Origin of the sequence: Pseudomonas benzopyrenica (assembly GCF_036884265.1) — a bacterium.
Classification (GTDB): Bacteria; Pseudomonadota; Gammaproteobacteria; order Pseudomonadales; family Pseudomonadaceae; genus Chryseomonas; species Chryseomonas benzopyrenica.
In genome coordinates, this window is sequence record NZ_CP145723.1 from 1,874,892 (window position 1) to 1,893,957 (window position 19,066).

The 19,066-nt window shown below is 65.4% G+C and carries 19 protein-coding genes; 4 read left to right on the forward strand and 15 right to left on the reverse strand.

Annotation, left to right across the window (positions count from 1 at the left end; genetic code table 11):
* Positions 1-335 precede the first annotated feature (335 nt).
* From V6W80_RS08710 to V6W80_RS08745, 8 genes are all read right to left on the reverse strand, one after another.
* Positions 336-623, reverse strand: coding sequence for a hypothetical protein (locus V6W80_RS08710; protein WP_338546626.1), 288 nt, complete (start codon positions 621-623; stop codon positions 336-338).
* Between the two features lie 16 nt (positions 624-639).
* A complete protein-coding gene (locus V6W80_RS08715) occupies positions 640-1,665 on the reverse strand; it encodes a TerC family protein (protein WP_338546628.1) in 1,026 nt (341 codons plus the stop codon).
* A gap of 143 nt (positions 1,666-1,808) precedes the next feature.
* Positions 1,809-2,231, reverse strand: a complete 423-nt coding sequence (locus V6W80_RS08720; RefSeq protein ID WP_338546630.1) for a DUF4440 domain-containing protein — start codon at positions 2,229-2,231, stop codon at positions 1,809-1,811.
* A gap of 163 nt (positions 2,232-2,394) precedes the next feature.
* Positions 2,395-2,706 (reverse strand): DUF6482 family protein, encoded by a 312-nt coding sequence (locus tag V6W80_RS08725; RefSeq protein ID WP_059314484.1) that lies wholly within the window; start codon positions 2,704-2,706, stop codon positions 2,395-2,397.
* Positions 2,707-2,830: 124 nt separating this feature from the next.
* Entirely contained in the window at positions 2,831-3,883 is a 1,053-nt protein-coding gene (locus V6W80_RS08730; protein WP_338546632.1) for a lipocalin-like domain-containing protein, read from the reverse strand.
* Complete coding sequence (locus V6W80_RS08735; RefSeq protein WP_338546633.1) at positions 3,873-6,332, reverse strand: FtsX-like permease family protein; 2,460 nt, start codon at positions 6,330-6,332, stop codon at positions 3,873-3,875. Before V6W80_RS08735 ends, V6W80_RS08730 begins: the two co-directional genes overlap by 11 nt.
* On the reverse strand, positions 6,329-7,003 hold the full coding sequence (locus V6W80_RS08740) for an ABC transporter ATP-binding protein (protein WP_017642775.1): 675 nt from the start codon (positions 7,001-7,003) through the stop codon (positions 6,329-6,331). The genes V6W80_RS08735 and V6W80_RS08740 overlap by 4 nt, the downstream gene beginning before the upstream one ends.
* A 63-nt stretch (positions 7,004-7,066) precedes the next feature.
* Positions 7,067-7,357 (reverse strand): hypothetical protein, encoded by a 291-nt coding sequence (locus V6W80_RS08745; protein WP_338546634.1) that lies wholly within the window; start codon positions 7,355-7,357, stop codon positions 7,067-7,069.
* Between the two features lie 255 nt (positions 7,358-7,612).
* On the opposite strand from V6W80_RS08745, the gene V6W80_RS08750 reads away from it, so the two are divergent.
* From V6W80_RS08750 to V6W80_RS08760, 3 genes are all read left to right on the forward strand, one after another.
* Complete coding sequence (locus V6W80_RS08750) at positions 7,613-8,386, forward strand: FKBP-type peptidyl-prolyl cis-trans isomerase (RefSeq protein ID WP_017642777.1); 774 nt, start codon at positions 7,613-7,615, stop codon at positions 8,384-8,386.
* Positions 8,387-8,536: 150 nt separating this feature from the next.
* Positions 8,537-9,001, forward strand: a complete 465-nt coding sequence (locus V6W80_RS08755; protein ID WP_017642778.1) for a YkvA family protein — start codon at positions 8,537-8,539, stop codon at positions 8,999-9,001.
* 5 nt (positions 9,002-9,006) lie between these two features.
* Positions 9,007-9,378 carry a hypothetical protein gene (locus tag V6W80_RS08760; RefSeq protein ID WP_064307163.1) on the forward strand — a complete coding sequence of 124 codons (372 nt, stop codon included), beginning with the start codon at positions 9,007-9,009 and terminating at the stop codon, positions 9,376-9,378.
* Between the two features lie 3 nt (positions 9,379-9,381).
* On the opposite strand, the gene V6W80_RS08765 is transcribed toward V6W80_RS08760, so the two are convergent.
* Positions 9,382-11,127, reverse strand: a complete 1,746-nt coding sequence (locus tag V6W80_RS08765; RefSeq protein ID WP_064307162.1) for a bifunctional diguanylate cyclase/phosphodiesterase — start codon at positions 11,125-11,127, stop codon at positions 9,382-9,384.
* Positions 11,128-11,219: 92 nt separating this feature from the next.
* Positions 11,220-13,301 (reverse strand): carboxy terminal-processing peptidase, encoded by a 2,082-nt coding sequence (locus V6W80_RS08770; RefSeq protein WP_338546638.1) that lies wholly within the window; start codon positions 13,299-13,301, stop codon positions 11,220-11,222.
* A 237-nt stretch (positions 13,302-13,538) separates the two neighbouring features.
* Between V6W80_RS08770 and V6W80_RS08775 the strand changes: the two genes are divergently transcribed.
* Entirely contained in the window at positions 13,539-14,501 is a 963-nt protein-coding gene (locus tag V6W80_RS08775; protein ID WP_338546639.1) for an NAD(P)H-quinone oxidoreductase, read from the forward strand.
* 526 nt (positions 14,502-15,027) lie between these two features.
* On the opposite strand, the gene V6W80_RS08780 is transcribed toward V6W80_RS08775, so the two are convergent.
* The 5 genes from V6W80_RS08780 to V6W80_RS08800 are packed head-to-tail and all read right to left on the reverse strand — an operon-like array spanning position 15,028 to position 19,063.
* The gene (locus V6W80_RS08780; RefSeq protein WP_338546640.1) at positions 15,028-15,681 is read right to left on the reverse strand and encodes an HAD family hydrolase; all 654 of its coding nucleotides are present in this window, start codon (positions 15,679-15,681) and stop codon (positions 15,028-15,030) included.
* On the reverse strand, positions 15,678-16,667 hold the full coding sequence (locus V6W80_RS08785) for an ABC transporter ATP-binding protein (protein WP_338546641.1): 990 nt from the start codon (positions 16,665-16,667) through the stop codon (positions 15,678-15,680). Before V6W80_RS08785 ends, V6W80_RS08780 begins: the two co-directional genes overlap by 4 nt.
* On the reverse strand, positions 16,664-17,449 hold the full coding sequence (locus tag V6W80_RS08790) for an ABC transporter permease (RefSeq protein WP_017642785.1): 786 nt from the start codon (positions 17,447-17,449) through the stop codon (positions 16,664-16,666). Before V6W80_RS08790 ends, V6W80_RS08785 begins: the two co-directional genes overlap by 4 nt.
* The gene (locus V6W80_RS08795; protein ID WP_160923085.1) at positions 17,436-18,269 is read right to left on the reverse strand and encodes an ABC transporter permease; all 834 of its coding nucleotides are present in this window, start codon (positions 18,267-18,269) and stop codon (positions 17,436-17,438) included. The genes V6W80_RS08790 and V6W80_RS08795 overlap by 14 nt, the downstream gene beginning before the upstream one ends.
* Complete coding sequence (locus V6W80_RS08800; protein ID WP_160923086.1) at positions 18,266-19,063, reverse strand: alkaline phosphatase family protein; 798 nt, start codon at positions 19,061-19,063, stop codon at positions 18,266-18,268. Before V6W80_RS08800 ends, V6W80_RS08795 begins: the two co-directional genes overlap by 4 nt.
* Positions 19,064-19,066 lie beyond the last annotated feature (3 nt).

Below are 19,066 nucleotides of genomic sequence, written 5' to 3' on the forward strand. Positions count from 1 at the left end.
GCGAAGCCCAACAGCGCCTAGCCTCGGTGCGGGTCCTGTTGGGCTTCGACGATGGAGCTGTCTCAGCCCAACCTACAATCCGCGCTGCCAAAGGAGCACCGTAGGTTGGGTTGAGCGTTATCGAAGCCCGACAGCGCCCAGCTTCGATGCATGCCCTGTTGGGCTTCGACGATGAAACCGTCTCAGCCCAACCTACGATCCGTGCTCCCAAAGGAACACCGTAGGTTGGGTTGAGCGCAGCGAAGCCCAACAGCGCCCAGCCTCAATGTATGCCCTGTTGGGCTTCGACGATGAAGCTGTCTCAGCCCGACCTACACGCTCTTGCGACCAAAGCCTTAGGCTTCGACGCCCTCCACCGACTTGGTAGCCCGGGGTGGGGTTGCCTCTTCCTTTTCCTGCTTTGGCCGGTGCTGATCCAGCCAGGCGCGGCCTTGGTTCTGGGCCTCGTCGACCTTCTTGTTCAGCTCGTCGAGGGTCCCGCCCAGGGTTTCCCGGGCCTGTTCGCGGGCGGCTTCTTCCACCTTGGTGGCGAAGCTGTCCGCCGCCTTCTCCGCGCTGTCGCAACCGCCGAGGCCGAGCAGCAGGAGGATGCCGGCAAGACTGAGGATGGCTCTGGTGTTCATGGTCGACTGCTCCTGTTCACGAAGGCCGATTCAGCGAGTCGCGTGACTCCTGACCGGCGGCGGTGTGCTTGGCTTCGCCGCGCGTCTTGTACAGCGAGACGAGTACGCCACCAGCCAGCAGGCCCAGGGTCACGCTCAGGGAGATCGCCGGCGGGATCTTGCCGATGATGCCCACCAGGAAGATCTTGCAGCCGATGAACACCAGCACCAGCGCCAGGGCGTACTTCAGGTAGGCGAAGCGGTGGATCATCGCCGCCAGGGCGAAGTACAGGGCGCGCAGGCCGAGGATGGCGAAGACGTTGGAGGTGTAGACGATGAAGGGATCCTGGGTGATGGCGAAGATCGCCGGCACACTGTCCACCGCGAACACCAGGTCGGCGCATTCGATCACGATCAGCGCGAGGAACATCGGCGTTACCCAGAGCACCGTCTTGCCGCTGGCGTCGGGCTGGCGCACGAAGAAGTGCTCGCCGTGCAGCTCATCGGTCACCCGCAGCTTCTTGCGCAGGAATTTGATGAAGACGTTGTCGTCGAGCTTGGGTTCTTCGTCCACCTTGGCGAACAGCATCTTGACCCCGGTGATCACCAGGAAGGCGCCGAAGACATAGAGGATCCAGTCGAACTGGTGGAGTAGGGCGGCGCCCAGGCCGATCATGATGGCGCGCAGTACGATCACCCCGAGGATGCCCCAGAACAACACCCGGTGCTGGTACTTACGCGGGATGGCGAAGAAGCCGAAGATCACTGCCATCAGGAAGACGTTGTCCATGGACAGCGACTTCTCGATCAGGAAACCGGTGACGTAGTCGAGGCTGGCATCGGCGCCCTTGAGCTGCCAGACGAAGAGGGCGAACAGCAGGCCTGCGGTTATGTAGCCGGCGGACAGCAGCAGGCTCTCCTTGACCTCGATGGGCTTGTTCTCCTTGTGGAGGACACCCAGGTCGAAGGCCAGAAGGGCGATGACTACGGCGAAGAAGGTGAGCCACATCCAGGTGGCGGTGCCGAGGAAGTCGGCGAAGAAAAATTCATGCAGGGCGTTCATGAGCCCCTCCTTAGTCAAGTTTCAAGACTATGACTCGACATGGCGGCACACGCCGTCAGAGGGGCCCGGGTCACCCAGACAGGATTTCGAACTCGGGTACGTTCGGCAAGGGTTGCAGTTTTACAAAATGCAACCGCTCTAGGTCAGGCCTCCCGGGAGGAGTGATGGCCGGTGATCAGCCAGCGGCTATCGATCTGCTCGAAGGTGAAAAGGAAGCGCGCGGGCACGCTGATCACCTGCTCGCCTTCACGGTAGTGAAAGACGTAGAGACCGCCGACGACCACGGTGCTGAGCTTGCTGCTGACCCTTTTCTTGAAGATCTGCACGTCGCAGACCAGTCCTTCGTTGGCGAGGAAGTTGCGGAAGTACTCCCGCCGGCTGTCCTCGCAGTCCCGCACCTCGTTGGATAGCGTGGGGACCAGGATGGCGTCCGGCGCATAGAGGGCAAGAATGGCTTCCACATCACGGGTGGCGACGGTTGCGGCCCAGGTGTGCAGGGCCGCCTTGGCCCCGGCGAGGCTGGCGATCTCCTCGTTGGAGCGGGCAGGGGAAATGGCTACGGACACAGGGTAATCCTCCGGCGAGCATGGAATTGTTATAATATAACAATCCGCTTCGGACGAGCACGTTGTTGCAGCAGATTGCCTAAAGGCGATGTCGGCAGGAGGCGTTCAGGTCATGGAGGAGGGACGTCGCCGTCGGACGCCGGCGACGGAGGTGTCTGGCGTCTCAGCGATTTTCCACTTTGGAGCGCAGCGGAATTTCCTCACGGGAGTCCGTCTGGGTGACGTCCTGGCCGACCATCTCTTCGTAGACCGCTGGCTGGGCGATGAACAGCCGCACGTCTTTGACGTCATCGAGAATACGGCGGGCTTCTTCCACCGAGGCCACGTGCAGGGTGGCACCCTTGTCATCCGCCACAGGCATCGAGGTACCTTCCACCAGCGCGTGGATGACGTAGGAGCCACCCTCCATGGACACCAGATTGACTTCCTTGACCGCACCGGCCTTGATCTGCTGATTCAGCTCTTTGACATTCATCGAGAAACCTCGGTTATCACGCTAAGGAGCCCTGCGAGACGGCAGGGACAGGTATGGATTCGAGGTGGGAGCGGGGCTGGGAGTTCCGGGGTGGCGGTCTCCTGGGTGCGTCCCGCTGCCCTTGTCAGTACCCCGTCATCTCCAGATAGCCCACCCCCTTGGCGCTGCCCTCCACTCTGACCGGTCCCTCCCAGTAGGGCGTACCCAGGGCCATCCAGGCATCGGGGTTGACGGCAGCGATGCGCAGGTCGAGGTGCTGCCCGGGCAGGGTGATGGACCAGCGTACCGGCACCTCGCGTCCGGCTACCCTGTGGGTGGACTCCGGTGCCAGGCGGATATCGCCGGGATGCAGGGGTTGGTTGTGGCCATCGGCGGCGATCAGGTTACCGAACAGATAATGCTGGCCGTCGGCCTGGCGCAGGCGATAGAGCATCAGCTGGCGACCGTCGTCGAGGTGCAGGGAAAACCAGTCCCAGCCGAGCTGGTCCGCGGCCAGGTGCTGGCTGCTCCATTCGCGATCCAGCCAGGCGAGACCCTTGACCGGCACGCGCCGACCTTCGATCTGCAGTTCGCCCTGGGCCTGGAAGAAGGGCTGGCTGTAGTAGTAGGACGCCTGGCCGCTGGCGGATTTGCGACTCACCCCGCCTTCGCCCTGGAGCACCAGCGGGCCAGTGGCGGCGAGATCCAGCCGATAGGCGAAACCCGGCCCCTTGGCCTGGACCTCGGCCCGCCCGGTCAGGTCGCCGCTCAGCCGCCAGTCGTCGATCCAGGCGGAAAACGGGGCGGCCGTCACCCCGGCCTGGCCGACTCCGCCACGACCCTGGGTCTGGGCGGAGAACTGGCGGGTTTCGCTGGTGAGCCCGGCATGGCCCAGCCAAAGGTTGCCATTGCCCCAGCCAGGCTGGTCGGCGCCGGGGCGCAGGGCATTGCGGAACAGCGTCCACTGCACGCCGTACTGATGACCCTCGGCATCGCTGAGGTTAGCGGTGACGTACCACCACTCGATGCGAAAATCCGGATGGGGACCGTGATCGGCGGGAAAGCTGAACACCTTGCCCGGTACCACCGGGGCGAAGTCTTCGCTGCCCTGGCCGAGGCCGGCGAAGCCCTCGGATGCCGGCTGCTTGTCGCAACCGGTGAGCAGCAGGAGTGCGACCAGCAGGGCCCTAGCGTTCATTGCCGAGTTCTCGCAGCAGATCCAGTGGTTGACTGCGCTGCAGCCGCAACAACGGCCAGGCGGCCGCCAGGAGGGTCGCCAGCAGGGCAATGGCAGAAAGCGCCAGCAGTTGACCTGGGAAGACCTGCAGGGGCAGTCGCCAGCCGAAGGCCTGGACGTTCACTACCGCCACCAGGCACCAGGCCAGCAGGATGCCCAGCGGCATGGCGAGGGCCAGGGTAAGAAGGGCAAGCCCCAATAGTTGCCCCAGGCTGAGCAGGATCAGTCGTGAACGCTCGATGCCCAGCGCCCAGAGCGGCGCGAGCTGGCCCAGACGCCGCTGCGCCTGGCCGAGCAGGGCGATGAAGAGGGCGAGGCCGGCTACCGCCAGGGTCAGAGCGTTGAGCGCCGCGGTGGCGCTGAAGGTGCGCTCGAAGACTTGATCGGCATAGCGACGCAACTGCCCCTGGTCGATGGAATGGCTGGTGTCCAGCCCGAAGCGCTGCTGCAGCTCGCTACGCAAGGCCTCTACCTGTGGGGGCGCCATGCGAACGACGATGCGCACCAGGGTGGCCTCCGGCCACAGCGCCCGCAGCCGTGCCTGGGACAGCAGCACATGACCGCGCGGATTGCCATAGTCGGCGTAGGTGGCCAATATCGGGGCGGACCAGCGACCCTGGCTCCCCTGCAGCTCTACCCGCTGGCCCTTGACCACGCCCAGGCGGCGGGCCAGTTGCTCGCTGAGCATCAGGCCGTTGCCGGCGAAGAAGGGCGTCCAGGCCTCGCCACCGGCATCCAGCAGCGGCCAGTGTCGACGATAGAGATCAGCGTCCAGGATACCGCTCAGGGTGGACGGCTGGCCTTGAATGCCCGTCTCCAGTTCGTACACCGGCAGCACCGCGCCCACGCTGGGTTGCCGGGGCAGCCAGTCGAGCAGGGCCGCTGCCTGGGTAGCATCCTGCGGACGCAAGTAGAGTTCGGCGGCCAGGCGCTGGTCGAGCCAGCCATCGAAGGTGCGGCGAAAACCCTCGGTCATGCTGCCGGCGCCGACATTGGCCGCCAGGGCCAGCAGCAGCGCCATCAGCGCCTGGGATAGCCCGGGCAGTTGCTGCCGGGCGTCGGCTAGGAACCAGCGCGAAAGGGGACGCCTCGCTCGCTTCAGCAAGAGATCCAGCAGTGCGCTCAGCAGCGGCGGCAGCGCCAGGGCAGCAGCCAGCAACAGGCAGCCGAGCAGGGCCAGGCCGCTGGCCAGGCTGTTGCCGCCCAGCCACAGGACCAGCGCTGCCAGGCCCACCAGCAGGGCGCCCAAGGCCTGGCGCCTGAGCCAGCGGCCATGGGCGGCGCGCCAGGCTTCGCCCTGGGCCAGGGCCAGCAGCGGCAGCCGCGCCGCGCGCCAGAGGCCATCGGCACCGGCCAGCAGGGCGCCGCCCAGGCTGAGGCCGAGTCCGGCCAGCCACCAGGCCGAGCTCAGGGTCAGGCTGCCGGCGACCTCGGCGCCATAGAGGCCGCGCAAGCTGGCCGCCACATCGGGCAACAGCAGCGCGGCCAGGGCATAACCGCTGGCCACGCCCAGGGCACCGGCCACCAGGGCGATCAACGCCAGTTCCAGGGTCAGCGCCAGCACCAGGGTCGCGGCCGAGAGGCCACATGCGCGCAGAGTACGCAGCAGGGCACGGCGTTGTTCCAGCGCCAGACCGGTGGCGGCATGGACGATGAACAGGCCGACGGCAAAGGCCAGCAGGCCAAGCGCCAGCAGATTGAGGTGGAAGCTGTCCGTCAGACGAGCCAGCTCGGCGCCCTGGTCGTTTTCCACCCGGTGCAGGTCGACGCCGGCTAAGGTGGGCAGCGCGCGCTGAAAGGTCTTAGGCAGGATCAGCCGGGAGAGCTGGTCCGGTGCGTCCAGCAGGCGCTGGGCCTGGCCGATGTCCAGTACCAGGGTACCGGGCGCCAGGCCGGGCCGGGGTTGCAGTGGTGGCAGCGGCAGGCCGTCGGCGCGGTGTAGCACCTGGCCCGCCTGGAGCTGCCATTCACGCAGCGTCTCCGGCGCGATCCAGGTGGTCCCGGCCGGACTGAGGAAGTCGTACAGGGCCGTGGGCGAGGCACCGGCCGCCACCCCCTGGTCACTGGGCAGGCTGACCGGCTCGATGCCCAGCAACGGCAGGGTGCCCTCGCGCTCCGCCAGGGTCAGGCGACCCTGCAGGACGGGCGACACCGGCCAGCCCTGCCGGCGCAACTCGACGAACAGCGCCTGGGTGAAGCGCTTGCCGTCGCGGGCCTCCAGACTCGACTGGTCGGCACCGAAGAGCGCGCTGGCCTGGGCATAGCTCTGGCGGGCCTGGGCATTGAGCGCCAGCACCCCGATCAGCAGTGCCGTCGCCAGCCACAGGCCGGCGATCAGGCCGGCGAGTTGCAGGGGATGCCGCCGCCAGTGGCTGACCAGGCTGTGCAGACTCCAGAAGAGCAGCCTCATGGCCGAGCCACGGCTGCGCCGCCAAGGCGTCCGCGTTCCAGCTGCAGGGTGCGATCGAGATGGCTGGCGATGCGCGCGCTGTGGGTCACCATCAGCAGACTGCTGCCGGTCTCGGCCACCAGCTCCAGCAGCAGCGCCAGGGCCTGGTCGCCGCTGGCTTCGTCGAGATTGCCGGTGGGTTCATCGGCCAGCAGCAGGGGCGGCCGGGAGGCGAGGGCGCGACCCAGGGCCACGCGTTGCTGCTGGCCGCCGGAAAGCTGCTCCGGATAGCGCTCCAGCAGGGCGGCCAGCCCCAGGCGTTCGGCGAGTTCGGTTTGCCAGCGCGGATCATGACGGCCGGCCAGCCGCGCCTGGAAGGCGAGATTGTCGGCCACCGTCAGGCTGGCGATGAGGTTGAATTGCTGGAAGATCAGCCCGATGCCCTCGCGGCGCCAGGCAGCCAGGGCACCTTCGTTGAGGCTGGAGAGCGCTTGGCCAGCGGCCTGGATGTGGCCCTGGTCAGGCCGGTCGAGTCCGGCGACCAGGTGCAGCAGGGTGCTCTTGCCACTGCCGGATTCGCCCATGAGCGCCAGACTCGCGCCCCGTGCCAGGCTGAGGTCCACACCGCGCAGGACCGGCAGCGGGCCCTGGGGCGTTGGATAACTCTTGTGCAGATCGGTGATGGTCAGCATCGCGCCTCCAGCGCCGGTCGTGGTCTGCAATCGACCGGGCGGCGGCGGCGACGTTCAGCGCGGCTAGCGGCGTCTGGTCTTGCCCTTGCCGGCCTTCTCGTCTTCCTCGCGCTGCAGGCGCTCGCACTTGCGCACCATGGTGAGGTAGTACACGGCGCTGCCGGCGAACAGGATGACGGGCAGCGCCAGGGACATCTGCAGCAGGCTGCCGGGGAAGGCACTGGGCACCCAGTGGTGATAGAGCAGAATGCCGATCGCCAGCAGCACCGAGTACAGCAGGCCGTAGCCACCGGCCTTGCGCGATTCGCGGGCGAGGTCGAGGGGCGGGCGATTCAGATCGTTGGGCTCGAACATGGAGGTCTCTGACAGGCACTGAAGAAGGCGCTAGTTTAGCGCCTGGACGCCTGGCGGTCGCCACTGCTCGGGCGCCCCGGACAAGACGTCGCAGGGGCGGCCCGCCGCTCGTTCACGCGATGTTCAGGCAGACATAAGCTTGAAATCTTATCCTTTGCAGCCATTTAGAGGCCTGGCGATGGCAAGCGAGCAGGTCTCCTTGTAAGCTCGATCAGTTATTTGAACGCGCACAATGCGCACGGATAAGGAATCAACATGAAACAGTATCGGTTGGCAGCAGCGGTGGCCCTGGTGGGTCTGGTTCTGAGCGGCTGCGACTCCAAGCCCAAGGTCGAGCTGGAAAGCCCGGCCCAGAAGGCGTCCTACGGCATCGGCCTGAACATGGGCAAGAGCCTGGCCCAGGAAGGCATCGACGACCTGGATCCCAAGGCCGTCGCCCTGGGTATCGAGGATGCGGTAGGCAAGAAGGATCAGAAGCTGACCGATCAGCAGCTCACCGAAGCCTTCGCCGCCCTGCAGAAGCGTGCCGAAGAGAAGATGACCAAGGTCAGCGAAGACAACGCCAAGGCCGGCAAGAAGTTTCTCGAAGAGAACGGCAAGAAGCCTGGCGTGATCACCACCGCCTCCGGCCTGCAGTATGAGGTGGTCAAGAAGGCCGACGGCCCGCAGCCCAAGCCCACCGATGTGGTCACCGTGCACTACGAGGGCAAGCTGGTCGACGGCACCGTGTTCGATAGCTCCATCAAGCGTGGCACCCCGATCGACCTGCCGGTCAACGGCGTGATCCCGGGCTGGGTCGAGGCGCTGCAGCTGATGCACGTCGGTGAGAAGATCAAGCTGTACATCCCCTCCGAGCTGGCCTACGGCGCCCAGAGCCCGAGCCCGGCGATCCCGGCCAACTCCGTGCTGGTGTTCGACCTGGAACTGCTCGGCATCAAGGACGCCGCTGCCGCGGACGCCGAAGACGCCCCGGCTGCTCCGGCTGCCGATGCTCCGGCCGCTGCCGAAAAGGCCCCGGCCAAGAAGTAACGGGTTCTCGCTCCGCCAAACGCCCTGCTCGCAGGGCGTTTTACATGGTGCCGGGGAAACCCTGGGACATCGGTGCGATCCAACCCCGAGTGTGCGACGCCCTGTGCCCTGCAGGTCCGCACCTATCGTCTTTACCCGCTCGAGGTGTCCATGAAGCCGCCGAAGAACTTTGATCGCTACCTTGGTATCGCCCAGCGGCTGCTGATCCGCGGCCGGCTGCCAGCCCTGTTGCTGGGAGTCGCGCGCAAGACCAGCAAGCGGGGGCTCAAGCTCGGCGAGGCGCGCGATACCCTGAGCCTGTTCCATCAACTGCTGCTGGCCTGGTGGCGTGGCCAATACCGCGGGATCAGCCGCAAGACGCTGCTGACCGTGGCGGGCGGCCTGGTCTACTTCCTCCTGCCCATCGACCTCATTCCCGATTGGGTACCCATGTTCGGTCTGCTCGACGACCTCGCCGTCCTGGCCTGGATCGGCAAGGCCTGCAGCGATGAGCTGGACGGCTTCCGTGCCTGGCGTGATAACCGTACCGCGAGTCAGCAGGCGGCCCTGGCGGCCCTGCCTGACAAGCACGAGCGGCCGGCGGCAGGTGTCGCCCTCGATCAGCTGCGGGATTGAACGGCTTGAGCGTACGCATCAGTCGCCAGCACTGGCTGGCCCTGCTGGATGAACTGGAGAGCGCGCGGCGTAGCCGCAGCCTCCTGACCTATCGCTCGGTCATCGAACGGTTGGGATTGCCCCAGCCGGCGATGGTGACCCTGACCACGGCGCTGGAATACCTGGCCGCTCTCGATCGTCGCGAGGGCCGACCGCTGCGCAGTGCACTGGTGGTCAGCCAGAGCGGCACCCGTATCCCCCGTGAGGGCTTCTTTGATTGCGCCCTGCGCCTGGGTGCGCTGGAGGGTTCGCCCCAGGTGACCGATGCCGTCAGCTGGCATGCGGCCGAGGTGACGCGGGTGTTCGAGCACCGCTATCCCGATCACCACCAGGAGTAAGCGTCAGGCGCGCATCAGGTGCAGGCTGTAGCCGGGTACCTGCTTCGCGTTGCGCTTGGCTTCCGAGGCGAGGCCGGCCAGGCCGCTGGCATCCACTCGCTTGCCGGCCTCCTTGTCCAGCTCCACGACCCCCAGTGACAGCGACAACAGCGGATACTCGCGACGGCGACCATCTCGGTCGTAGGCAAGAAAACAGCCAGCCTCCAGGTGCTCGCTGCGATAGAAATGCCGGCAGCGCTCCTGGAAGGCCGCCATCAGACCGTTCAGTCTTTTCCGCCAGTCCGCCGAACCCAGCACCACCAGGAAGTCGTCGCCGCCGATGTGGCCGACGAAATCCTGCTGCGGATCCAGGCGCTCGGAAAGCGTCTGCGCCAGGCAGAGCAGGACCTCGTCGCCCTTGGCGTAGCCATAGAGATCATTGAAGGGCTTGAAACCGTCGATGTCGACGTAGCACACCACGGCTTCGCGCTGCTGATCCAGCAAACGCGTGAGGCACTGCTGAATGGGCACATTACCGGGCAGCTGGGTGAGCGGGTTGGCATGCTTGGCCTGCTGAATGCGTTGCTCGGTGATCAGCCGCAAGACATCCATGACTCGACCGACCCCGACATAGCGGCCGCCTTCGGTGATGATGAAATCCTCTTCGATGCGCTGGCGGGCGCGGGTGGTGAGCAGGCGGCTGACCTGTTGCAGCGACTGGTTGGATTCGGTCGCCAGGAAGTCCTGGCTCATCAACCGGGCGATGGGCTTGCGGGCGAACACCTCGTGGGCGAAGGGCTTGAGCAGCGCCGAACTCAGCTCGTGGTGATGGACGATGCCTACTGGGCGGTCGTCGTCATCCACCACCGCCAGGGTATTGAGGCTGGGTTGCAGACGAAAGCGCTCCAGCACCGCCGGGATCAGCATGTCCTGGCCTACGGCGACCTGTTCCACCCGGAGGCCGGCGACCGTGGTGGACTCCTCGGCGAGCTCCGAACTGCGGCTGACCATGATCGGCAACAGGGTCTGGATCTCCCGCGGTGGCGCGGCGGTGGGGCGGCCCAGCAGATAGCCCTGGACCAGGTCGACACCCATGCTGGCCAGGGTCGACAACTCTTCGTGGGTCTCGATGCCTTCGGCGATGACCTGGGCGCGGGAGGCTGCGGCCATCTTCAGGATGGAGCCGACGAATTCGCGCTTCACCGCATCGCGGTGGATGGATTCGATGAAATGCCGATCGATCTTGACGAAGTCCGGGCGTAATTCCGACCAGCGTCTGAGGCTTGAATAGCCGGCACCCAGATCGTCCAGAGCGATGGAAAAGCCCATGGCCCGGTAGTGATGCAGGGCGGTGGCCAGCAGCGCGAAGTCATCGATGGGCGCCTGCTCGGTCAGTTCGATGACCACCTGCGCGGGAGACAACCCCAGGCGCTGCAGCAACTTGAGGGTCTGGCCCGACTGGTGCGCCGGTTCCAGCAGGGTTTCCGGGCAGACGTTGAGAAACAGCAGACCATCCAGGGCCAGCTCGCGGAAGGTCAGGCAGGACTGCTGGCGCGCGGCGATTTCCAATTCGGACAGGCGCCCGGCCTGACGGGCGGTGGCATAGAGGGGCAGGGGCGAGTGCAGCGGGGTATTGGAGGCGCCGCGAATGAGAGCCTCATAGCCCAGGATGCGCCGCTCGCTCAACGAAACGATGGGTTGAAAGAGCGAATGCAGCTCGCGGTTGGCGAGAATGCGATCCAACACCCCAGCCTGGTCGTTAAGCGTCATGGTAAACCTGTAAGAACCCAGAAACGAAAATGCCCGGGGGTCGCACTTGGCGACCCCCGGGCATTTCACGACAGAGATGTGACGCTTTGATGTCAGCGCTTGGGCGGTGTCTGACTCAGGTCCAGATAGTCCAGCATTACATGACCGGACTCCATCAGGTAGGCGTCATCCTGCGGCTTGGTCTTGTCGTCGTCGATCGCGGGATTGTCCTCGTCGATCTTCTTCAACTCCTTGAGCGGGGCTTCGCCCTTCTCCTGGCGACGCTGGTTTTCCATGGCCAACTGGCGGTTGTCCAGGGCGGTCTGTGCGGCGCGCCGCTTCTGCTCGTTGAGGCTGACGGTAGTATCCGCCGCCAGTTCCTGGGCGAGCTTCAGCCGCTCGCGAGCGAAGATGAAGTCGGGATCCTTCTGCACCCGCACGTCATGCCGCTTGACCAGCTCCGGCAGATAGTTGGCGAAGGGGTTGCTCAGGCCTTTCACCGCCGGGGGGATGGTGTCCCAGGGCATGGAGTCGGGCAGGGCGCTTTCGCCGATCTGCTTGGTATCCACCACCGCTGGATAGTCGATGTCCGGCAGCACGCCCTGGTGCTGGGTGCTCTGACCGGAGACGCGGTAGAACTTGGCGATGGTCAGCTTCAGCTCGCCATGGTTGAGCGGCTGAATGGTCTGGACGGTGCCCTTGCCGAAGGTCTGGCCACCGACGATCAGCGCGCGGTGATAGTCCTGCATGGCACCGGCGAAGATCTCCGACGCCGAGGCGGACAGCCGATTGACCAGCACGGTCAGGGGGCCCTTGTAGAAGGCACCGCCTTCGTCGTCGGCCAGCACCTCGACCTTGCCGTCGCCATTGCGCACCAGCACGGTGGGGCCCTGGTCGATGAACAGACCGGTCAGCTCGGTGGCTTCCTGCAGCGAGCCACCGCCGTTGTTGCGCAGGTCCAGGACGATGCCGTCGACCTTTTCCTTCTGCAGCTCGCCGATGAGCTTCTTCACGTCACGCGTGGTGCTCTTGTAGTTCGGGTCGCCCGCGCGGTAGGCCTTGAAGTCCAGGTAGAAGGCCGGCACGTTGATCACCCCGAGCTTGTAGTGCTTGCCCTCGTGGGGAACGTCGATCACGTGCTTCTGGGCGGCCTGTTCCTCGAGCTTGACCGCTTCGCGGGTGATGGCGACCACCTTGGTCTTCTGGTCGTTCGGCGCGTTGCTCGCCGGAATGATCTCCAGCCGCACCTTGGAACCCTTGGGTCCGCGAATCAGCTTGACCACCTCGTCCAGACGCCAGCCGATGACATCGACCATCTCGCCATCGCCCTGGGCGACGCCGACGATCTTGTCCGCCGGCGCGATCTGCTTGGACTTGTCGGCCGGGCCAGCCGGGACCAGGCGCAGGATCTGCACGTAGTCGTTGTCGTTCTGCAGTACCGCGCCGATGCCTTCGAGCGACAGGCTCATGTTGATGTCGAAGTTCTCGGCGCTTTCCGGCGAGAGGTACTGGGTGTGCGGGTCATAGGACTCGGCGAAGGCGTTGATATAGGCCTGGAAGACGTCTTCGCTGCGGGTCTGGTTGAGGCGTGCCAGCTGGTTCTTGTATCTCTTGGTCAACTGCTGCTGGATCTGCGGGTCGGTCTTGCCGGACAGCCGCAGGCGCAGGACCTCGTCCTTGAGCTTGCGATGCCAGAGATCGTCCAATGCGGCGGTGTCCGCCGGCCAGGCCGCCTTCTCGCGATTGGTGTTGAAGGATTCGTCGACAGTGAAGTCGAGCTTGCCGATACCGGCGTTGAGCAGACCCAGGCCGTAGTTCAGCCGCTCGGTCATGCGTTGGGCATAACGGCGGTAGATGGCGAAACCCGGTTCGAGATTGCCCTGCTTGAGGTAGTCGTCGAAACGGGTGCGCGCGGCGTCGAATTCGCGGATATCGGCGGCATTGAAATACAGCCGGCCGGGATCAAGCATCTTCAGATAGCTGTCGTAGATCTTGATCGACTGGGCATCGTTGAGCGGCGGCTTGCTGTAATGGTGGCGCTTGAGCAGCTCGACGATGTTGAGGCTGGCGATGACCTGGTCGCGGTCGGGTTGCAGTTTCTCGGCGCCTACCGGCGCGTTGGGCTTGGCGAAGAGGGGCGTTGCGCTGACGCCAAGCAGGACAACGAGGGCGGTACGGGACAAGAGCTGCTTCATGTGTATTCGACTAATGCACGGAAAGGAATAGGCTATAGGCCCTTCCCGGCCCGGGCGGTTCCGCGGCCTGGGGAAGTATGACGGGCGCTGACGAAAGTCGTCTGACGGCGGTCTGAAGGATAGCGACGATCGGAGGGGACGGCTGTGACAGCCCCGCGTCTTCCGGTCCGCTCGACTCCCGCAGAACCCGCCGGCGCAGGCGCTTTTCGTCAAAGCCTGAGCCACTATGGAGGCACCGTGAACGCATTGCAAGGTATCGAAGGGCAACTGGAATGGCAGTCACTGAGCGCTCGCGCTCTGGCGCCCGGGGAAATTCGCATCAAGGTGGCGGCCGCCGGTCTCAACCGTGCCGACCTGCTGCAATTGGCCGGCAACTATCCGCCGCCGCCCGGTGCGCCGGCCACCCTGGGCCTCGAATGCGCCGGGGTGGTCAGCGAGACCACCGCGGATTCGCGTTGGCAGGTCGGTGACCGCGTCTGCGCGCTGCTGGCCGGCGGTGGCATGGCCAGCGAGGTGGTGGTGGATGGACGCCAGGCGGCGTCCGTACCGGACGGCCTGTCGCTGATCGAGGCGGCGGCGCTGCCCGAAGTCTGGGCGACCGCCTGGAGCAATCTGTTCGACCTGGCCGCGCTGCAGCCGAGGGAAAAGGTACTGCTGCACGCTGGTGCCAGCGGCGTCGGCTCGGCCGCCATCCAGCTGTGCAAGGCCTTCGGCAATCCCTGCTGGGTCAGCGTCGGCTCCCAGGAGCGCCTGGCCCACTGCGAGCGCCTCGGCGCCGAGGGTGGGGTGCTGCGCAAGACCGATCTGGAAGGCCTGCGCGACTTCGCGCCCTTCCACGTCATCCTCGATCCGGTCGGGGCGAACTATGCGTCGCTCAACCTGGATCTGCTGGGCCAGGACGGGCGCTGGGTGCTGATCGGCCTCATGGGCGGCCGCCAGGCCGAGATGGATCTGGGCAAGGTGCTTGGCAAGCGCATCCGCATCATCGGCTCGACCCTGCGCAACCGCTCCGTGGAATTCAAGGCCAAGACCATGAGATCCCTGGAAGCCAAGGTCTGGCCACTGTTCGCCGAAGGCAAGCTGAACGTCAACCTGGAACGCCGCTTCACCGCCCAGAACGCCGAAGCCGCCTTTGCCGCCCTGGAAAGCAACGAGGTGAACGGCAAGGTGGTATTGGTGCTGGACGAAGGGTTGGAATAGTACCGGCAGGCGCCTATTGATCGCGCTAAATGCGGTCCGCCGACGATTGGGCGTAGGTTGGGTTGAGCGCAGCGAAGCCCAACGGGTCTTGCTCGGAACCGGCCATGTTGGGCTTCGACGATAAAGCCTTCTCAACCCAACCTACGAAAACATCGGCGTCCGTAGGTTGGGTTGAGCGCAGCGAAGCCCAACGGGATCTTGCTCGGAGCCGGTCATGTTGGGCTTCGACGATGGAACCGTCTCAGCCCAACCTACGAAAGCATCGGCGTCCGTAGGAGCGGTCGTAGGTTGGTTGAGCGTAGCGAAGCCCAACAGGGCCCTGCTCGGAGCCGGCCATGTTGGGCTTCGACGATGGGGCTGTCTCAGCCCAACCTACGAACATCGGTAATCCATGGGAGCGCCCGTAGGTTGGGTTGAGCGCAGCGAAGCCCAACGGATCTTGCTCGGAACCGGCCATGTTGGGCTTCGACGATAAAGCCGTCTCAGCCCAACCTACGTCCCCGCGCCGCCATGGACGCGGTGCGAGTTACCGCCAGCTGAGGATCGGCCAGCCGGCCGCTGTGGCGCGTTCGCGCAGTACCGGATCGGGGTTGACCACGTGTGGCTTGCCCACTGCTTCCAGCAGCGGCAGGTCGTTGCGTGAGTCGGAGTAGAAGCTGGCGGAATCCAGCAGGCTGCGGTCGCCGCCGAGCAGTTCCAGCAGGCGGGTGAGCTTGCCTTCGCGAAAGGTCATGACCCCCTCCACCTGGCCGCTGTAGACGCCGTGGCTGACCTGCAGGTAGATGGCCAGCACCTCTTCCACGCCGAGTCGTTCGGCGATGGGCTCCACCAGATGCACCCCGGAGGCCGAGACGATGATCACCCGGTCGCCAGCGGCGCGGTGGGCGGCGATGCACTTCATGGCGTCGCTGAAGATCAGCGGTTCGATGACGTCCTCGACCCAGGGTCCGACCTCGAAATCCACCTCTTCGGGCGTGCGGCCCACCAGGGGTTCGAGGTGGAAGGCCATGTAGTCTTCCATGGCCAGTTCGCCCTGGGCATAGGCCGCCATCAGCTCGCTGTCGCGCCGCACGTAGGACTCGCGGTCGACCCAGCCAAGGACGCCCATCTGCTGGCTCCAGAGACTGGAGCAGTCACCGTCGATAAGGGTTTCGTCGAGATCGAAAATCGCCAGGGTCATGCCACTTCTCTCAGGCTGTCGGAATCGACGGCCAGGGTGACGGCTGTGCCGTTCGGCTGCAAGGCCGTCGGGCCATGGTTGAGAACGTCGACATTGAGTTCGCCGGCTTCGGTGGCGATCCGGTAGCGGATCACGTTACCCAGCAGGCTGTGGCCGACGATGCGGCCGTTGAAGCCACCCGCCACGCCGAGGCGGATGGCCTCGGGGCGAATCGCCACCTGCCCCTGGAAGGTCTGGCCGAACAGCCGGCTGGCCTGGTCGGCGCTGAGCAGGTTGTAGTTGCCGATGAAGCCGGCGGCGAAGGCATCCACCGGCGCGGTGTAGAGCGTCTCGGCATCGCCGCTCTGGACGATGCGTCCTTCGCGCATCAGCACGATGCGATCGGACAGGGTCAGGGCTTCTTCCTGATCATGGGTGACGAACACCGTGGTCAGGCCCAGCTCCTGCTGGATGGCGCGGATCTGTTCACGCAGGTGGCGACGGATGCGGGCATCCAGCGCTGAGAGGGGTTCGTCGAGCAGCAGCAGGCGCGGCCGCACGATCAGCGAGCGCGCCAGGGCCACGCGCTGGCACTGGCCACCGGAGAGCTGATGCGGATAGCGCTCGGCGAAGCCCTGCAGTTCCACCAGGGTCAGGGCCTCGCCCACCCGCTGCCCGATTTCGTCCCGCGCCAGCCGCTGCATGCGCAGGCCGAAGGCGACGTTCTGCGCCACGGTCATGTTGGGGAACAGGGCATAGCTCTGGAACACCATGGCGATACCACGGCGTTGCGGCGGTAACTGGGTGATGTCCTGGCCGGCTAGTACGATGGCACCGCGATCGACCTCGGTGAGGCCGGCCAGGCAGCGCAGTAGGGTGGACTTGCCGCAGCCCGAGGGGCCGAGCAGCGTCACCAGTTCGCCTTGTTCGGCGTGGAATTCGATGTCGGTGAACAGGGTGTTGGCGCCGTAGCGCTTGTGCAGCCCCTTGACTGCGAGATAGCTCATGTCCGCTCCCGATTCAGGCGATTGGCGATCCAGGTCATCAGCAGCACCGCGAAGAAATAGGAAATGACCAGGGCGCTGGTCAGGTGGCCGCTGCCGTTGCGCAGGTTGTAGAGGTAGATCTGCAGGGTCTCGTAGCGCGTCCCCACCAGCAGGTTGGCGAAGACGAATTCGCCGATGAGAAAAGAGAACGACAGGAACAGCGCCACCATCAGCCCAGTGCGCAGGTTGGGCAGCACCACCAGCAGGGCGGCGCGCCAGGAACTGGCGCCGAGCAGGTGGGCGGCGTCCATCAAGTCACGCAGGTTGAGCGCCTGGAGGTTGTTGCTGATGGCCCGGTACATGAAGGGCAGGGCGATGGTGAAGTAGCAGAACACCAGAATCCAGGGCGTGCCGGTCAGCGGCAGTGGGCCGCCGGCATAGAGCTGCAGCAGACCCACGGCCGACACCACCGGCGGTACCGCGAAGGGCAAGAGGATCAGTACGTTCATCAACGCATCCAGCCGCGGGAAGTGGTAGGCGATGGCGAACATGGCCGGCAGGATCAGCACGCAGGACAACGCCAGGGCGCCGAAACAGATCGCCAGGGAACGACCGAAGGCGGCGAGAAAGCGCGGATCGCTCCACAGTTGCAGGTACCACTTGAACGTGAAGCCGGCCGGCAGCAGGGTCGCCGACCACTGGGTGGCGAGGGAATAGACCAGGGTCGCGGCCAGGGGCGCGAACAGGATCAGAAACAGCAGCCAGACCACCAGGCGATGATAGAGATGCTCAGCTCGGGACATGACGACTCCGCCGCAGCAGCCACTGATGGACGAGGGTGATCAGGGTCATGAAGGCCACCAGCAGCATGGCCAGGGCGGCGGCCAGGTTGGGCTCCAGATAGATGTCGCCGGAGACCAGGGCGGCGATGCGCACCGGCACCACGTTGAAGTTGCCCACGGTGAGGGCGTAGACGGTGGCGTAGGCGCCCAGGGCGTTGGCCAGCAGGATGATGAAGGTGCCCACCAGCGCCGGGCTGAGCACCGGCAGGCCGATATGCCGCCAGTATTGCCAGGCGCCGGCGCCGAGCAGCGCCGCGGCGTCGCGCCAGTCCTGCTTCAAGGCCTCGAAGGCCGGAAACAGCAGCAACACGCCCAGGGGGATCTGGAAGTAGGTGTAGATGAGGATCAGGCCGCCCTTGGTGTAGAGGTTGAAGCTCTCGATCAGTCCCAGCTGCTTGAGCGCCAGGGTCAGGCAGCCATTGATGCCCAGCAGGATGATGAAGGCGAAGGCCAGCGGTACCCCGGCGAAGTTGCTGGTCATGTTGGTGAAGGCCACCACGAAGCCGCGCAGTCGCGAGTCCACCCGCGTCAGCGAATAGGCACCGACCAGGGCGATGAGCAGGCCGCAGACGCTGGACCAGAGCGAGATCTCCAGGGAGAAGCGGATGGCCTGCAGGTAAAAGGGCGAGCCGAGGATCTCGGCGTAATTGCCCAGGCCCCAGCCGCTTTCGCTGGAGTCGAAACTGTTGAAGGCGATCCAGGTCAGGGGCGCCAGCTGGAAAGCGCCGAACACCAGCAGGAAAGGCAGGATCAGCAGCAGGGCGAGCCAGGGCCGCTTCATGCCAGCAGCTCCCGGCACCAGGGTTTGTCGTGGGCCAGCCCCAGCAGGCTGCACACCGTTCCGCATATCTCCACCTGCCGCGGCGTGGCCTCGCCCAGGGAGAAGCCTTCGCCGAACACGAACAGCGGAACCTCGCGTTCTTCCGCTAGCGTCCCGCCATGGCTACGGTCATCGTTCATGCCGTGATCGGCGGTCACCAGCACCTGGTAGCCGGCGTCCAGCCAGGTAGGCAGATAGTGTGACAACAGGCCATCGGCGCGGCGCGCGGCATTGCGGTATTCGGGGCTGGAGAGACCGTGCTTGTGGCCCGCGTCGTCGATGTTCATCGGATGCACCAGCAGGATGTCCGGGGCATGGGTGAGGCGCAGGTGCTCGGCGTCGTCGAACAGGTGGGAATCCGGGTAGTGGTCGGCGTAGTAGAAGTGGCCGTGCTGGATCGGCAGGCCGGTGTCGCTGACGTGCCTGTCCCGGCCCGGCTCGAAGGGGCTGCGGTTATAGAGTTCGCTGACCCAGTGATAGGCGGCTGCCGCGGTGGTGAGACCGGCGGCCCGAGCCAGATGGAACAGGCTGGTCTCGGTCGAGAGTCGATTGACACCGTTGTGGACGATGCCGCTGCTCACCGGTGGCACCCCGGTGAGCAGGCATTCGTAGAGCGGCCGGGAGAGCGAAGGTAACTCGCACTCCAGGCGGTAGAGGCGACCCCGGCCGGCCAGGCACAGCGCCTGGAGGAAGCCGAGTCCGTGTTCGGCGACCCTCAGGGCGAGTCCGTCCAGCACGACCAGGATGACCTTCATGAC

Bases quoted from the DNA above. Each gene is read 5' to 3' on its own strand.
- V6W80_RS08710 (WP_338546626.1), bottom strand. From the start codon at position 623: ATGAACACCAGAGCCATCCTCAGTCTTGCCGGCATCCTCCTGCTGCTC.
- V6W80_RS08715 (WP_338546628.1), bottom strand. From the start codon at position 1,665: ATGAACGCCCTGCATGAATTTTTCTTCGCCGACTTCCTCGGCACCGCC.
- V6W80_RS08725 (WP_059314484.1), bottom strand. From the start codon at position 2,706: ATGAATGTCAAAGAGCTGAATCAGCAGATCAAGGCCGGTGCGGTCAAG.
- V6W80_RS08730 (WP_338546632.1), bottom strand. From the start codon at position 3,883: ATGAACGCTAGGGCCCTGCTGGTCGCACTCCTGCTGCTCACCGGTTGC.
- V6W80_RS08735 (WP_338546633.1), bottom strand. From the start codon at position 6,332: ATGAGGCTGCTCTTCTGGAGTCTGCACAGCCTGGTCAGCCACTGGCGG.
- V6W80_RS08740 (WP_017642775.1), bottom strand. From the start codon at position 7,003: ATGCTGACCATCACCGATCTGCACAAGAGTTATCCAACGCCCCAGGGC.
- V6W80_RS08745 (WP_338546634.1), bottom strand. From the start codon at position 7,357: ATGTTCGAGCCCAACGATCTGAATCGCCCGCCCCTCGACCTCGCCCGC.
- V6W80_RS08750 (WP_017642777.1), top strand. From the start codon at position 7,613: ATGAAACAGTATCGGTTGGCAGCAGCGGTGGCCCTGGTGGGTCTGGTT.
- V6W80_RS08755 (WP_017642778.1), top strand. From the start codon at position 8,537: ATGAAGCCGCCGAAGAACTTTGATCGCTACCTTGGTATCGCCCAGCGG.
- V6W80_RS08765 (WP_064307162.1), bottom strand. From the start codon at position 11,127: ATGACGCTTAACGACCAGGCTGGGGTGTTGGATCGCATTCTCGCCAAC.
- V6W80_RS08770 (WP_338546638.1), bottom strand. From the start codon at position 13,301: ATGAAGCAGCTCTTGTCCCGTACCGCCCTCGTTGTCCTGCTTGGCGTC.
- V6W80_RS08780 (WP_338546640.1), bottom strand. From the start codon at position 15,681: ATGACCCTGGCGATTTTCGATCTCGACGAAACCCTTATCGACGGTGAC.
- V6W80_RS08785 (WP_338546641.1), bottom strand. From the start codon at position 16,667: ATGAGCTATCTCGCAGTCAAGGGGCTGCACAAGCGCTACGGCGCCAAC.
- V6W80_RS08790 (WP_017642785.1), bottom strand. From the start codon at position 17,449: ATGTCCCGAGCTGAGCATCTCTATCATCGCCTGGTGGTCTGGCTGCTG.
- V6W80_RS08795 (WP_160923085.1), bottom strand. From the start codon at position 18,269: ATGAAGCGGCCCTGGCTCGCCCTGCTGCTGATCCTGCCTTTCCTGCTG.
- V6W80_RS08800 (WP_160923086.1), bottom strand. From the start codon at position 19,063: ATGAAGGTCATCCTGGTCGTGCTGGACGGACTCGCCCTGAGGGTCGCC.